Raw genomic sequence first — 13,806 nt, 5'->3', positions numbered from 1 at the left:
GCTTCCGAGAGAAAGCAGTAAAAAGTATTTTCACAGGTATTGCTCGCATTTTCATCCTGTTTTTCTCAAAAGCAGACATTCAAATATTTTTTCCAGCTAAACTTAGCTTTCCCGGGTTCTTCCACGCAAATAAATCTGAAGTAAAAGACCATATAATCAGGATTTTATTTTTTGTAAAACCGCTTTCCGGCAAAGAACTGAGATTTCAGTGCGTAAGTTAATTTTCTTAACCGGGGTTTAAAGCCTACGCATCTGGAAAATCAAAATTAGTTTTTAAATAAATTTATAAGGAATGAACAGATAGTTAAATACAGATATCTGTTTCCAAGATCCCGGTTTGACAACCGATATATCTAAAGCAATGGCAGACAGATAATAGACAAGTAAAAACAGATACCAGAAATAAGAATATCAGCAGGAGTCAACAAATATGATGCAATCTTTTATAGTAGAGCACTACCTCGAAAGTGCCGTAGATGTTTACTGTGGTGGGCCGGATATTTTCAGGGGAACCGTAAAAGCCTGTGCAGACAATGTACTCACTCTCGAAAATGAAGGAAAACTGACACATATAGCCATTGACAAGATTATTGCCTTGTGGGCTCAGTAAGTTCAAAACCTTAAATTTCAAGAGCATACAAACTGGAGCAACCAGGGGAAGAGAAAGGACATTAATGGTCTTTTTCTGAACCCCGTTAAAGCTGAATGACTCTCGGGACCGATGAGTTAGCTTGGGCTTTTGCTCAGGTCAGGCTTTTGCTCAGGTCAGGCTTTTGCTCAGGTCAGGTATTTTCAGAATTCGTACCCTGGATGGGAACTGATCTGGATTCGGCAGAACCGAAATTTGATACATGAAATACATGAGGTACAAGGAATGCAGTCTTTTATAGTGGAACATCTTCTCGACGAAGTTGTGGATGTATACTGTGGGGAACCCGACATTTTTAACGGGAAGGTGAAAGCCTGCGCAGACAATGTGCTCACCCTTGAAAATAACGGAAAAGACACGCACATAGCAATTGATAAGGTCATAGCTATCTGGCGTGTATCTGACATTCCTCAGATACTCCCTGGAGAATAATATTTCTCGCCACCGTTTTTGGAGAATAACTCCAGAATCTGCAATTATTTTCTCAACCGAACCTCCATGAAATGGAAGCTGGAAGCTTTCTATGAAGGCACGAAATCGGAATGTGTGGAACATTTCAAAAATGCACGTTTGAATAATCAGGGCAGTTTTTAGAAAAAACGCTGTCGAATAAAATGCTGTCGAATAAAACGTATTGAATTGGAGGAGTCCCGAAGCGGGAAACTTCATCCATTTCCACCACATTTTTACAAAAAGCTGAGACTGTTTACCAACGGCAACCGTTTTACCAACAGTAGCTACTTTACCAACAGTAGCTACTTTACCAACAGTAGCCGCTTTACTAACAGCAGTCATTTTACTAACAACAGCCACTATAGAGTTTTGCAAAGCCAGATAATTTTCCAGGCTTATGCTTTAAACTCACATTCTACGCAGCTTATATTTTAGTGCAGCTTTTTGCATGGGAGGCGATGAACTCCCTCATGAGTTTTGCTCCGAGCATGGCTGTCTGTCCCGAATCGTATTCAGGAGCGATTTCAACAATGTCAAGAGCCATTGAGAAAGGAGCAAGAGTCCTTATTGCAGTCCTGACATCTCTGGCGCTGAGACCGAAAGGTTCAGGAGTCCCGAGCCCCGGGGCATAAGCTGGATCTATTGCATCCATATCAAGGGAAAGGTAGAGCTGGCTGCAGTCCAGCCATTCAATGGCTTCTTTAAGGACTTCGACCATGCCTATGGACTCAACATCGTCTGCCGTGTAGTATTTCAGGTTATTTTCCCTGGCAAAAACCCATTCTTCTTCCGGGCCGCTCCTTATGCCTATGGAAACAAGGTTCTTTGTGACCTGTTCGAGAATGTTCCGGGACACACATGCGTGGTTATGTTTGAATCCCCTGTACTCCTGCCTGAGGTCGAAGTGGGCATCAAGAATAAGGACTCCGAAATCATCTCCTGCGAACTCGGCACACGCCTTGACCGTAGAGTAGGTAAGGGAATGTTCGCCTCCGAGCATGATTGGAAGTTTCCCGTCGTTCAACAGGCTTTTTACATCTTCGTAAAGATCCCTTAAGGTCTCGTCGACCGAAGCTGAGGTTTCCAGGTTTCCGGCATCATAAATCGGAAGGTCCACAAGGTCGATGTCGAAAGTCGGGTTGTAACTTTCAAAATTTGCAGAAACCTGCCTCATCGCATCCGGAGCCCAGCGGCTGCCTGCGCGGTATGAGGAGGTATTATCAAAAGGTACGCCGAAAATAACATAGCGTGCAGAGTCATAGTCTGCGAGAGCATCTATAAAGGAATTGGGTAAAAACATACTCTGACCTGATGTAAATTATTTACTTAAAAAAAGAACTCAGGTTATTGACCTGAGTTTTTCACTGCTGTTAAAAGGCTTATGTCCTTATGTCGAGTTTGATCTTTCCGAGGGCTGTGATATATGAAACTTCTTCACCCTCTTTTACCTTGTCCTTGTATTCATCAGGGATTACGATTTCAAAGGTTGAGAAGTCTCCCATGTCCATAAGCTGGGCGATGTCTCCGGTAATTGAGATGATCTGCGCACTCTTTCTTTCCACAATCGGGACATAGATTTTGTTTGCAACGGATCCTATGTAGGAACGCTTCTGCCCGTCAAAGAGACCTATGGCTTCAACCCTTGCCTTTGCAGCGCCGTGCTTCCCGGGCTTGGACTTGGAGATGCTCTTTATAACACATGCTTCGTCGTCAATAATTACATATTTCCCTTCTTTAAGGTCCTTTACTTCTACCTGCTGTTTCATAGTGATTCTCCCATAGTTGAGATGTCTATATAAGCTGTAAACGTCATACCGGATTTGCTGAATTTTCAGGGTCAATTCCGGAGAAGTGGTATAAGAAGGCTGTTCTAATTTTTAAGCCTGTCTACCCGTTCATCCATACTTTGCTTAAATGCGCTGTATAGAAAAGCTCGAAAGTAGTTACTACCTGAATGCCTGTACAACCTCACAGGTCGAAAACTAATACGATTAATTATCCTAGAGTATATAACGCTTATGCGAGATTTTGATTTTCCGGGAGTAATTTCAGAGAGAATTTGCCGAAATAATGGAATATTCCCCTTAATTTGAGGAAAATTTTAGTTATTAAATATTTAGTCTGACGATTCAAATGAACCTTAAAGGAATCTTAAAGGAATCCTAAAGGAATCCTAAAGGAATCTTAAAGGAACTACAGAGGAACCTAATAAACCTTAAGGAAACCTCATTCCTGAGAGGTTTGCAGTACATTCAAAGTCCGAAACCTGCTTTTGGTTATTTTCGACAGCTGAGTCCAAGTTTCTTCAATTTTTCCGGAGAAGGCACCCCCTCCCTATCCCAGCCGCGATAACGGTTATACTCCTGAAGAGCAGCATCAAACTCCTGCACGGAAATTCCGTCATCTCTTTCTTCGCTGCCGGATTCAAACAGCCTTTCCGGAAGAGTATCATCTTTCCGTGTAAAACCTGCTTTCAAGTTATAAACTCGCTCAAGGTTCCAGATTCTTTCTCCTGCTTTAAGGAGTTCCGCTGGAGAGATTTCCAGGCCGGCCCCCGCCTGCAGGAGAGCTGAACAGAGCTCTTCATTGATGGCAAAAATCGAAAACGAGCAGAACACAAGGGAATCCAGCACGGCCGTCAGGTTTTCAAAAACCTGCAGAATTCCGGCTTTTCCCCGGAGACTGAAGCGGTCAAGGAGCAAAGGCTTTCCAAGCACTTCGGGGCCGACCATAAAGGCTGTGAGATAATCCCCTCCGTGACAGGAAGTTGCATAAGCAAGGGCCTGTCCTCTGATCCCCCTTGGGTCAAAACCCCCCAGTTCGAGCCCCTTTACATCCATACTGAGGTCTTCCCTCTTCCTGGACGATAGGTAGTTCCTGGCCCCTTTTCCCGGTTCACTTCCTTCCCCGAGTCCCGTAAGCAGGGTTTCAAGTTCCCCGGGTTCTATTTTCCCGAATTGAAGTTCTGCACAGGCACCGAGAACGGACCCGGCGGATACAGGGTCAAGCCCGTAATCCTTACAGATCCTGTCTGCCCGGAGCACCGAATCAAAGTCTGAGTTTTCAAGGTTAAACCCGAAAGCCCAGAGGGAATCATAGTCAGGAAGAAGCTGCCCGGTTTTCTTAATCCTCCGCTTACAGCCCAGGGGACAGGCAGGGCAACTTTCTTTTTCAAGCTCGAAACTGGCTTTGAGGTACTCTCCTGAGAACAGGTCCGCAAAAGGAGCGCCCTTTCCGGAAAAGTTTCTGCAGGGGATAAGCCCCATATAATCCAGAAGCTTCACAAGTACAGGCGTGCCATAGTTTGCAAGCCCTTTGGAGAGCACGGGATTTGCTTCAAAAAGTTTCACCATCTTTGTTTCAAGCTCTTTGAACTTTTCAGGCCTGGCTGGCAAAAGCTCTTTTTCTCCTTCTACAACCACGGCTTTCAGCAGCTTTGAGCCTGCAACCGCCCCCAGTCCCCCTCTTCCGCTGTGAACGGCATCAATAACAAAAGAAGAGATAAGAACTTCTTTTTCTCCTGCCCTGCCTATGCAGGCTACACTTCCTTTGCTTTTCAGGATTTCTGTGCATTCTTCAGTGTTTTTTTCCCAGAGCCGGTCTGCCTGCACAATTTTAATCTCATCTCCACTTAGCTCCACATAAGAAGGAATCTTTGCTTTTCCGGTAATTGCCAGGGCATCGATTCCGGCTTTTTTCAGTTCTCGCCCAAAGCCCCCGCCAGTGTTCCAGCTGAATACGGTGCCTGTGAGAGGGGATTTTGAAGTAAGGACTGCACCTGAAGCCATTGGGGCAAGACCTGTAAGCGGACCGGCAGTAAAAATAAGAGGGTTTTCAGGACTTAGAGGGTCAATCTCAGGATCCGTAAGTTTGGAAAGCAACTTTACTCCAAGTCCCCTGCCCCCCAGGTACATGCGGATTAATTTTTCATCGGTACCGGTGACGGTAACTGTTTCGGAGCTAAGGTCTATATATACTGTTTTTCCTGTCCAGCCAGCCATGTTGAGTCCTCTATTTTTTTCTCTGATCGGTCTTAAAATCCTTTTTTGTAGCGTTTTTTATTTCCATCTTATTAAATTGAATTCATTCTCTTCGGTACAGGAATGCTCCAAACAGACCAACAACATAATAAATAATTTCAAAACAAGGCACACCTGCGTTTCCTTCCCCGGCAAAATTTGTATTTTTTCCTTCGAAAGCCGTCGTTTAACATCTGTTGCCGTACTTTCATTTTCTTGTCCAGGCCCCCCGAATATCGAATTCCGGTTCAATTTCAGTGCCGGATGTGTTATTTTATTTTTATCGCTTTCCCCGACCAGGACCAGGGAATTGAACTTTGGCTCAAAATAATTTATCTATTCTTCGCTTTATCCCGACCTTCCATTTTAAGAGTTTCCACGATTTTCAACCTGTTGATATTATTAAAGAGCATTAATTCCAATTTTTATAGGACTCAGTTAAACTAATAATTGCGGATTTTGGAATGGTTCTCCAAAACCGACAACAATAGAAATACAATTTTTTTGAGAATATCCGCAGAAAGGCAGATGTTTTAAGTTAGATGTCTTAAGTCAGATATCTTTTTTCAAGCCGTCTTTCTAATTATCTCGGCCTATTTAATTTTTGAGACATACTATTTCCCCCTAAAAAGCGGGTTGAAAGAAGGGGACCACTTATTAAATATAATTCATAAGACCTTAAAAAAGCCAGACTTTAAGGCAGAGAAATCTTAGATAATATTACATGAATCTGGAGAAACCTTACATCATTTCTGTATACGCCCTTGTCCAGAATGAGAAAGGGGAGTTCCTGTTGCTCAGGCGTTCGGAAAACTCCCGCACCAATCCAGGGAAGTGGGACCTCCCGGGCGGAAAAGTAAACCTGAAGGAGACTCTTAAAGAAGCAGTCGTGCGCGAGGTAAGAGAGGAAACCGGAATTTCAATATTTCCAGGGGAAATTGCAGGAGAGGTAAACTTTGAACTTCCAAAAAAAAGGGTTATTGCTATCGTTTTTAATGGGGGGTATGTTATGTCCGAAGTTAAAATAAGTTCTGAGCATATCGAATACGCCTGGACTTCCCTGGAAAGTATTCTCGAGATGGAGGTCCTTCCTGCTTATTTCAGGGACTTTTTCAGAAGGTTTGCCCTCGAAAACAAAAAATCTTCCGATCCCGTTTGATCCACTATCCGGTTTCCGTTCTTATTTGAAGTACTTATCTTCAAGTTTTTTTCGTTTTCTCCGGCTGTACTGCCAGCTTACGCCAAGGAAGAGGAGAACTACAAGAGCTACGATACCTGCTACCCGCAGAAGGGGTCCATATTTGCTCAGCAGAATGGGGTTCACATTATCCCTGAGTTCGTATTCGGGATACATGATATCTCCCCGGCCACTGCTGTGTCCGAGGCCCAGGGCATGCCCGAGCTCGTGCTTTGCAATGGTGAACATGGTCGCGTCACTATACTGCCGCCAGCCCCTGCCCTGGTAGTTTCCAACCTCAAGGACTATATCCACTTCTTCAAAATGATCGCCGGAGATACTGGGTTTTGCATAGCCCGCCACACCCGAAGGGGCTCCTTCGACATTTTCCAGGTTTTCCACCCACCTTATTCTTATATCGGCGTCTTCGGAATCGATAACCTCAAAAACAGGGCTGTACTCGAGATTTCCGTTTCCCCCGTTTTCCCAGTATTCAAGAGCCTTTTCTATTTGTTCATAGTAGGTGGTGCTGTAATGAAGAGGGGTATTATTATCGTCGATATACACCGTAATAGGAGAATGATCCCATGGTCTGTCAAGAATCTTCTCCGGATCTGCCCCGGCTGCTAGCGAGGGCAAAAATAATGTCATCAGCAATAAGACAACGGAAAAAGTGATTACAGGAATATTTTTTCGATTAATGCAAAAGAACCTCCATTATAGGCAATTAATTTATTTTCAGTTATGATTTATTATTTTCAGCTATGATTTTTTATTTCCAGTTATGATTTATACCAGGTAAAACTGCTGTACGTGCATATTTTGGGAGTTATAAGCGAACCTCAATAAAAGCTTACAAATCTCCATAAAGGCTTATGAACCTCGATAAGACTTGCTAATCACGTTAAAGGCTTATGAATCACGTTTTTAAAGCTCGAAAAAATATCTGTCAAAAAATAAGCTTTAAGATTATAAGTACCTTAACTAAATTAATTTTAGTAAAAAGTTAAACCGGAGTTTGGCTGTAAACTGATTCTTAATTTAAAGCGAACTTTAAAAAATATATTTAAAAATTAAATTTAAAATTAAATATTAAGAAATGAGCCAAGACGTTGAAGCTCTGGCTTTTTGCTGCTGTTTACTTGAAGCTGTTTACTTGAAGCTGTTTACTTGAAGCTGTTTACTTGAAGCTGTTTACTTGAAGCTGTTTACTTGAAGCTGTTTACTTGAAGCTGTTTACCTGAAGCTGTTTACTTGAAGCTGTTTACTTGAAGCTGTTTACTTGAAGCTGTTTACCTGAAGCTGTTTACTTGAAGCTGTTTACTTGAAGCTGTTTACTTGAAGCTGTTTACCTGAAGCTGTTTACTTGAAGCTGTTTACTTGATGTTTGCTCCGGCGATATTGCATACTTCGCAATCAGGATCACAGCAATGGTCGTTTTCTTCACTTTCCTTTTCATCCCCGGGGAATTCGGATGCAAGAGCCCTTGTACTTTCCGCAAGTACTGCTGCATTGGACAGGGATGCTCCTATCATTATTGCAGAAAATATTTTTTCTTTCGGGATGCCTTTTCTTTTTGCGATTCTTATGTGCATTTTCAGGCAATGCTCGCAGCGGAGGGCAGAAGCTACACCTATGGAAATAAGTTCCACGGTTTCCTGATCAAGATTTTTGAACTCTCGCATGATGGAGTTATCATAAAGAGTTTTTGGAATGAAGATCTCAGGGAGATCTTTCATAAAGTTCATAATATAAGGGACTTCCCCATACTGTTTCCGGACATCCTCGAGGAGCGCCGGGATGACTTTTTCGGGGTCATTTTTTAAAACTTCCACAATATCCTCAAGTTCCATAAGAAACCACCACACATTAAAGTAGAAACCGAGTCAGACGCCGTTTTCCTGAAAGAGCTTTACAGTTTAAAGGATGAGTGAAAAGGCACAAACCCAGTAAAAATGTAAAGTGGCTGGATTTCAACTCAAAGAATCCGGGTCAAATTGCAAAACCAACGTCAGACTTAGATTTGATTTTTATCAATATATAATTTTTCATTTTTGATCTGGTAATATTTGCAAGCTCGGAAAGAACGACTCCTTCATCAAACTCCAGCTTTTCAATTTTTTCGTGAAACTCATCATATGGCAGTTTGACCCTGAGCCCGTTAAGCTGGAGGGTGAGAGGGGCAGGAGAGAGGACTCTGCGGATTTCAGGGACCTGGTTTTCAATCTCCTTCATAACCCGTGCGGGAAGCACCGCAAGAGGATCTTTTGCTTGCTGCTTGCGAATATCCGAAGCGATCTGTGAAACCCCTTCGTTGAGTTTCTCAAGGGCTTCAATCTCCTCAGTCCGCCTTAACCTGTGAGAGACCCTACCAATATTTCCAACGTAGAGATCTGCCCCCGGGACATCTTCGGTCTTCAATTCAGAGGGCCCTCCGGTAACCACTATAGGGATTTCGATGCCTTCAAAGAGTTTCGGCTTCTTTTTCGTAATGCAGTCACTGAAAGACCCGAAGGAGAAAACCGCAATGTCGTGTTCGTTGATGAGCTTTCTTTCGTAGTCCATGGACAGGGAAACCCTTCGTCCCATTCCCCTGGCAAGCCCTATCATATTGGTATTGGCTCCGGGGTGGCGGAGGTATTCTGCCACATCACAGGCCGAATGCGGGAGGTGGTGGGAAGCAAGAGTGGGAGATACAACTGCAATCTCCACTCCTGTAAGAGGGGCTTCTATCAGGACTCCAAGCAATTCGTTAGCGAGTTTTTTTACAACATCAAGGTCTTTTTCAGGAATAAGCATTATAAGATTGACTTCGGTCCCGGTAACTACTTTCTGAATTATGTAGCCTCCGAGGTCTTCCATCAGTTCCATCAAAAGCCCGTGCTTATGGACCCCGCCGGTATAAAGATAAGGTAGGAGTACAACCATCTTACTTTTTCCCTCCTTCCGTCAGTTCCTCGAGCATTGCTCCTGCTTCTTCGATCCATTCATGTTTCAAAGCTTCCTCGGATGCCACAAAAACAAACCTGTTGCCTTTATACAGATGATAGCGAACCCTGAAACCCTCGGGAGTGGCCCGGATCGCAAATTCCACAAGGTTTTCATGAAGCCTGTGCCTTGGGTCTGCAACCATCATCTCTTTAAGAAAAGCCGCCTCTTCTGCAGGTTTATCCGTGGTTACGGCTACGGTCCAGCGGTCCGGCTGGCTGATGTTCGCTTTTCCGTAGCGCTCCCAGAGTTTTACGAGGAGTTCGGGGATGTACTGTTCTTTTTTGATCGAAATGATTACTTCCCCGGCTACAGGTTTTGCTTCTACGTCAGCAATATCGATTGTCGTAACTCTGGTACCAACATCCCTGAGGATGATTGCCATCTGGAAGAGAGAATCTTCAGGTCTCAGCACTACCTTGATCCGGCCTATTGCAGGGGCAAGCTTGAGACTTGCAAGGTTGTCTTCGATAATCTTCCTGTAAAACTCCTGCTCCGACTCAATTGCTGAATCGACAACAAAGGTCTCAAGCGAATCCATTTTTCCTCACTCCTCCACGTAGCCGGATGCAAGAAGTGCTGCCCCTACTGCCCCTATCAGGTGGGAGTTTTTCGGCACGAGGACATCAATCTTGAGAAGATCTCCGAGGGCTTTTGGGACTCCTTCGATAAGAGAAGACCCGCCTACAAGGATCAGCGGCTCTTTTACGTCCACTTCCTGTAACTGCTGCTCGTAAATCTGTTCTACCACACTGTAGCAGGCTGCAGCTGCGACATCTTCAGGGGTAGCCCCCCGGGCAAGGGAGTTTACAAGAGATTGGATACCGAAGACTATGCAGTAACTGTTCATGCTTACATTTTCCTGCATACCCTTGATTGCAAGAGCCCCGAGTTCCGTAATATCCACGCCGAGCCGCTTTGAGATCATTTCAAAGAAACGCCCCGAAGCTCCGGCACAGATTCCTCCCATTGTGAACATGCCGGGGATTCCGTCTTCTACCGAGATTGCCTTGTTGTCCATACCTCCGATATCAATGACCGTTGCAGAGCCTTTTTGCTTGTCTGCGAGGTAGACAGCTCCTTTTGAGTTGACGGTAATTTCTTCCTGGACAAGCTGGGCATTGAAATGGTTTCCTATAAGGAAACGCCCGTAGCCTGTGGTACCCAGAGCCTGGATCTCTTCTCTGGAAACCCCGGCTTCTTCAAGGGCCATGGAATAGGCTTCTTCAGCACTTTCGAGGACTTTTGTTGTGGGTACCCAGCCTTTTCCTATGATCTTATTGTCTTTCATAACCACAGCTTTTGTGGTGGTCGACCCCGAATCAATTCCGGCAGTCAGCCCGGTCTGGACCTCCCTGGCAAGGAGATGCCTGCGCCTGGCAATTGTGGTAAGGGCTTCAAGCCGGGTGAGCAGGGTGCCTGCGCTTGTTCGTTCGGTAAAGGAATAGCTGATTACGGGGATATCGGAGTGTTTATGGATGTACCTTCGAACCTCGTTTCGAACAATAGCTCCCTCTGCACAGCGGAAACAGGTAGTAATAAAGACCCCGTCTACTTTTGTCAGGCCTTCGACAACGGCCTTTGCCCTTGCCATCATGAGCCTGAGGTCTCCGCTTGCAACTTCAAGCCCGAAATCCTTGCCGATGGTATCTACGGATGCAATGTCGATTTCAGGATAGACGAATTTTGCATTTACTCTGGCTGCGGCGGCTTCAAACTCGGGCTGAACCCCCGAATACTCAGATCCGCAGGATACCAGGGCAATCTTGACAATTCCGGTTTCGTCGGTACTCATTTTTCGCCCTCCCTTTCCGCCGGTTCTTTTTCTTCCACCTTTGTATCTTTTCCGGTATTTTCTGTGGGCAGGGACTTCAGAAACGCTGCGATTTTGTTTACGAAATCCCGGGCTTCTTCATCTGATTCCGGATACCTTACCTCCAAGATAGGGACCCCTTTCGAACGAACCAGATATTTCATCAGTTCGTTTGTGCGGTTACAGCCCACGCAGCCAAAGTTTGCAGGCGGGTTTTCAACTATGATTGCAGCTTCGGTTTCCTCTATAAGGGGACCCATGAGGGCCATCCTGCCTCTTACTCCGGGAGGGACTTCAACTGCAGCGTAGCGAAGCCCTATTTTGGGGTCTTCCGGAGTGATATTAATAGGGGGAGAATCAAGGCTGATGTTTGTAACTTTTTCTCGTACCTGGTTCATTATGGTAAGGGGTTTGTGCCCGAAACGCTCGACCAGGTCGGCAAGGATAAGACTGTTTACAGGATAAATGAAAACCTTTGTCAAAAAATTCACCTCGAAAGTTCCGCTTCGATAATTTTTTCCAGTTCCGAGACTTTAAGCCTGTGTTTCTCCCCATGCTTTTCTTTTAGGCACTCCTCGGCTTCCAGTTCATCAAGCGCAGCCCCTATGGCAGGGAGCATCCCCACTTCTTCTCTCAGGAAATGGAACCCGGGTCTCGGGCCTCCGCCCCGGCTTGCCCGGCAGCGTCTATCGTCCCCTGCAGGAAATCCCCTGTCTTTTACAAAAATATGGTTTTTATCGAGCTGCCGGATTTTTTCTACCACTGCAAGGACATCCTGTTCCGGGCCCGTTACAATAAGCCCGAAGCAGGTCTCCTTTACAGTGACCGGAAACTCTGATTCGTAAATCTTCATGGCTGCATCCGCAGGCAGCACTTTATCCGAACTGATTACAATGTACTTTGTAATCTCATTTTGTTTTATTTCTGTCATCTTCTGTCTCTCCTCAACTTCGGGAGACTTCACCTGCGATAAGTCCGAACATGTGAATCCGCTCAAGTATCTGGTACATTACTTAGCTTATGTAATAGTTTCTCATACATTATTCAAATAATTTATATCTCTTTTTATATAATTTGAAGTATTTTAAATATTCGGGTCCTCAGTTCTCCTGCTCATCAGTTTTCCTGCGCACGACCTCACTAACATATATCGCATCTCCTTCTTCGATGCCAATGAGTCTCTCAGGATCGATTATCCGCCCGATAATATTCGTTGAGGAAAACTTTTCTCCGGTCGGGCCGAAGAGGTCGTCGTCTACAAGTCTCACTCCTATGGTCCCCATCCTCTTTGCGGCCTGATTTGTGATCCCGATTTCCCCTGCAAGTACCCTACCGGTGGGCGTGTTTTCAGGGAGGACTTCTTTGTATTTCACAGCTTCTTTTTCTGCCTTGAAGAGATAAGTATTATCGTATATCATATGGACAGGCAGTTTTCCGACGGCTTTTGTCTTGAGTTCGAGAGAGTGGCGGAAAAAGTCCACGGATTTTGGGGCTCTCTCCGGGCAAAGCTCGACTTCAATGAGTTTTGTCCTGGAGACCCCGTAAGCAGTTACTTTCGCGTCTCCGAGAATTTCAAGAGTCGTTGGCGGGTCCTGCTTTACAATCACTGCATTTTCTCCGGTATACCCTTCCTTTATCAGTTCCACTCCTATGGTGGTAAGCACGGGTTCGACTTCTTCAAAGCTGTGACCCAGCAGGACTATCTGGGGAGGAAGACTTTCTACTGACAGCTTCTGTCCCTTTTCTGCGAGTTTGATAAGTTCGATACCTTTTGTTACCTGTCCTACAACCGAATGAACAAGGCTTGAAGGCCGTTCTTCTCTGGAGATGTATGTCCTGCCTGTCCCGTATCCGACAGTCCTGACAGAAATGGCACCTTCTCTTCTAGGCTCAAAGTTTTCGTAAGGAACAGGTTCTTCTCTCAGGGTATCATCCGAAATAAATGAGCTTGTAGTCACATCTACGGAAAGAGTTCCCTCACGGGTCAGGGCATAAAAGTGCTCAGCTCCTTTGGGAGAGTTTCTGGAAAGCTCTACCTCAAAATAAGTAAATACACTGTCTTCATCTTCAAGAATAGTCAAAAGGTCGGTAGTACAGGTCTTTTCTGCAAGTTGTTCCCACTCTATGATTGGCTCTATGCTCAGGATGGAGTCTTCTCTCGAAAGCCTGGAAATAAGATTTCTCCCGGTTACAACTGTTGCAAAAACGCCGTCTTCGGGAGTTCCATACTCAGCAACGTGCTTTTTTCTCGACAGGATCAGATGAGTATTATGGGGGTCAAATCCTCCTGCTCCGAACACAACATCAAATGCCTCAAAACTCCCTATCTCACGCAAAGGTTTTATGTCGGCTTCAAAAGGTCCGAAAGCCAGACCCTCCGGACTTGCCCAGTGGATACTTTTACCTTCGTACTCTTTATAATGTTCAGCCCATAGTTTTCCTGAGGAAGATTCCAGATCTTTGAGTTCTATCCTCAGTTCTCCTCTGGGTGTCTTGATAGCGTATTCGGTGATTTTCTCCGTTCTCTTCTCAGCGGCTTTTTTAAGAATTCCAACCGCAGTACCGGCTATGTAGGGGGCCCCGGAAACTTTAAGGGCGTTTCCAAGGGTAGAGCCTGCGGGCAGAGTATAACTTTGCCCATTCACCTCTACGCTGATCTCATTACTCGTAATCTGCACCTCATTTTAGTATTTTCCATACTAAGAGG

General features: G+C 44.9%; 14 protein-coding genes. 3 read left to right on the top strand and 11 right to left on the bottom strand.

Annotated elements, in window-relative coordinates:
* The first annotated feature begins 430 nt into the window (after positions 1-430).
* Complete coding sequence (locus ACSAZL_RS01955) at positions 431-610, top strand: MM0924 family protein (protein ID WP_440947077.1); 180 nt, start codon at positions 431-433, stop codon at positions 608-610.
* Between the two features lie 264 nt (positions 611-874).
* Complete coding sequence (locus ACSAZL_RS01950) at positions 875-1,081, top strand: MM0924 family protein (RefSeq protein ID WP_440947076.1); 207 nt, start codon at positions 875-877, stop codon at positions 1,079-1,081.
* A 445-nt stretch (positions 1,082-1,526) separates the two neighbouring features.
* Here ACSAZL_RS01950 and speB read toward each other — a convergent pair whose 3' ends face one another.
* From speB to ACSAZL_RS01935, 3 genes are all read right to left on the bottom strand, one after another.
* Complete coding sequence (gene speB, locus ACSAZL_RS01945; RefSeq protein WP_440947075.1) at positions 1,527-2,402, bottom strand: agmatinase; 876 nt, start codon at positions 2,400-2,402, stop codon at positions 1,527-1,529.
* Between the two features lie 79 nt (positions 2,403-2,481).
* Positions 2,482-2,868: a translation initiation factor IF-5A gene (locus tag ACSAZL_RS01940; protein ID WP_440947074.1), complete on the bottom strand. Its 387-nt coding sequence runs from the start codon at positions 2,866-2,868 to the stop codon at positions 2,482-2,484.
* Positions 2,869-3,378: 510 nt separating this feature from the next.
* A complete protein-coding gene (locus ACSAZL_RS01935; protein WP_440947073.1) occupies positions 3,379-5,103 on the bottom strand; it encodes an aldehyde ferredoxin oxidoreductase family protein in 1,725 nt (574 codons plus the stop codon).
* Between the two features lie 742 nt (positions 5,104-5,845).
* Here ACSAZL_RS01935 and ACSAZL_RS01930 point away from each other — a divergent pair.
* The gene (locus ACSAZL_RS01930; protein WP_440947072.1) at positions 5,846-6,280 is read left to right on the top strand and encodes an NUDIX hydrolase; all 435 of its coding nucleotides are present in this window, start codon (positions 5,846-5,848) and stop codon (positions 6,278-6,280) included.
* Positions 6,281-6,301: 21 nt separating this feature from the next.
* Here the strand turns inward: ACSAZL_RS01930 and ACSAZL_RS01925 are convergent, their stop codons facing one another.
* The 8 genes from ACSAZL_RS01925 to mmp3 all read right to left on the bottom strand — a co-directional run bounded on the left by ACSAZL_RS01925 (position 6,302) and on the right by mmp3 (position 13,777).
* Complete coding sequence (locus ACSAZL_RS01925; RefSeq protein ID WP_440947071.1) at positions 6,302-6,949, bottom strand: matrixin family metalloprotease; 648 nt, start codon at positions 6,947-6,949, stop codon at positions 6,302-6,304.
* Positions 6,950-7,674: 725 nt separating this feature from the next.
* Positions 7,675-8,151 (bottom strand): carboxymuconolactone decarboxylase family protein, encoded by a 477-nt coding sequence (locus ACSAZL_RS01920; RefSeq protein WP_440947070.1) that lies wholly within the window; start codon positions 8,149-8,151, stop codon positions 7,675-7,677.
* Positions 8,152-8,290: 139 nt separating this feature from the next.
* Positions 8,291-9,226, bottom strand: coding sequence for a methanogenesis marker 7 protein (locus ACSAZL_RS01915; RefSeq protein WP_440947069.1), 936 nt, complete (start codon positions 9,224-9,226; stop codon positions 8,291-8,293).
* Position 9,227: 1 nt separating this feature from the next.
* Positions 9,228-9,827, bottom strand: coding sequence for a methanogenesis marker 17 protein (locus ACSAZL_RS01910; RefSeq protein ID WP_440947068.1), 600 nt, complete (start codon positions 9,825-9,827; stop codon positions 9,228-9,230).
* 6 nt (positions 9,828-9,833) lie between these two features.
* A complete protein-coding gene (locus tag ACSAZL_RS01905; RefSeq protein ID WP_440947067.1) occupies positions 9,834-11,081 on the bottom strand; it encodes a methanogenesis marker 15 protein in 1,248 nt (415 codons plus the stop codon).
* The gene (locus ACSAZL_RS01900) at positions 11,078-11,581 is read right to left on the bottom strand and encodes a methanogenesis marker 5 protein (protein ID WP_440947066.1); all 504 of its coding nucleotides are present in this window, start codon (positions 11,579-11,581) and stop codon (positions 11,078-11,080) included. Before ACSAZL_RS01900 ends, ACSAZL_RS01905 begins: the two co-directional genes overlap by 4 nt.
* Positions 11,582-11,586: 5 nt before the next feature.
* Entirely contained in the window at positions 11,587-12,030 is a 444-nt protein-coding gene (locus ACSAZL_RS01895; protein ID WP_440947065.1) for a methanogenesis marker 6 protein, read from the bottom strand.
* Between the two features lie 169 nt (positions 12,031-12,199).
* Positions 12,200-13,777 (bottom strand): methyl-coenzyme M reductase-associated protein Mmp3, encoded by a 1,578-nt coding sequence (gene mmp3 / locus ACSAZL_RS01890; RefSeq protein ID WP_440947064.1) that lies wholly within the window; start codon positions 13,775-13,777, stop codon positions 12,200-12,202.
* Positions 13,778-13,806: the final 29 nt, after the last annotated feature.

Source organism: Methanosarcina mangrovi (genome assembly GCF_052057765.1).
Lineage (GTDB): Archaea > Halobacteriota > Methanosarcinia > Methanosarcinales > Methanosarcinaceae > Methanosarcina.
Note: the sequence above shows the minus strand (reverse complement) of the source record. Positions and strands in the feature narration are given on the sequence as shown.

What these genes read in the sequence shown, in the direction of transcription:
- ACSAZL_RS01955 (WP_440947077.1), top strand. Translation starts at nt 431, where the DNA reads ATGATGCAATCTTTTATAGTAGAGCACTACCTCGAAAGTGCCGTAGAT.
- ACSAZL_RS01950 (WP_440947076.1), top strand. Translation starts at nt 875, where the DNA reads ATGCAGTCTTTTATAGTGGAACATCTTCTCGACGAAGTTGTGGATGTA.
- speB (WP_440947075.1), bottom strand. Translation starts at nt 2,402, where the DNA reads ATGTTTTTACCCAATTCCTTTATAGATGCTCTCGCAGACTATGACTCT.
- ACSAZL_RS01940 (WP_440947074.1), bottom strand. Translation starts at nt 2,868, where the DNA reads ATGAAACAGCAGGTAGAAGTAAAGGACCTTAAAGAAGGGAAATATGTA.
- ACSAZL_RS01935 (WP_440947073.1), bottom strand. Translation starts at nt 5,103, where the DNA reads ATGGCTGGCTGGACAGGAAAAACAGTATATATAGACCTTAGCTCCGAA.
- ACSAZL_RS01930 (WP_440947072.1), top strand. Translation starts at nt 5,846, where the DNA reads ATGAATCTGGAGAAACCTTACATCATTTCTGTATACGCCCTTGTCCAG.
- ACSAZL_RS01925 (WP_440947071.1), bottom strand. Translation starts at nt 6,949, where the DNA reads ATGACATTATTTTTGCCCTCGCTAGCAGCCGGGGCAGATCCGGAGAAG.
- ACSAZL_RS01920 (WP_440947070.1), bottom strand. Translation starts at nt 8,151, where the DNA reads ATGGAACTTGAGGATATTGTGGAAGTTTTAAAAAATGACCCCGAAAAA.
- ACSAZL_RS01915 (WP_440947069.1), bottom strand. Translation starts at nt 9,226, where the DNA reads ATGGTTGTACTCCTACCTTATCTTTATACCGGCGGGGTCCATAAGCAC.
- ACSAZL_RS01910 (WP_440947068.1), bottom strand. Translation starts at nt 9,827, where the DNA reads ATGGATTCGCTTGAGACCTTTGTTGTCGATTCAGCAATTGAGTCGGAG.
- ACSAZL_RS01905 (WP_440947067.1), bottom strand. Translation starts at nt 11,081, where the DNA reads ATGAGTACCGACGAAACCGGAATTGTCAAGATTGCCCTGGTATCCTGC.
- ACSAZL_RS01895 (WP_440947065.1), bottom strand. Translation starts at nt 12,030, where the DNA reads ATGACAGAAATAAAACAAAATGAGATTACAAAGTACATTGTAATCAGT.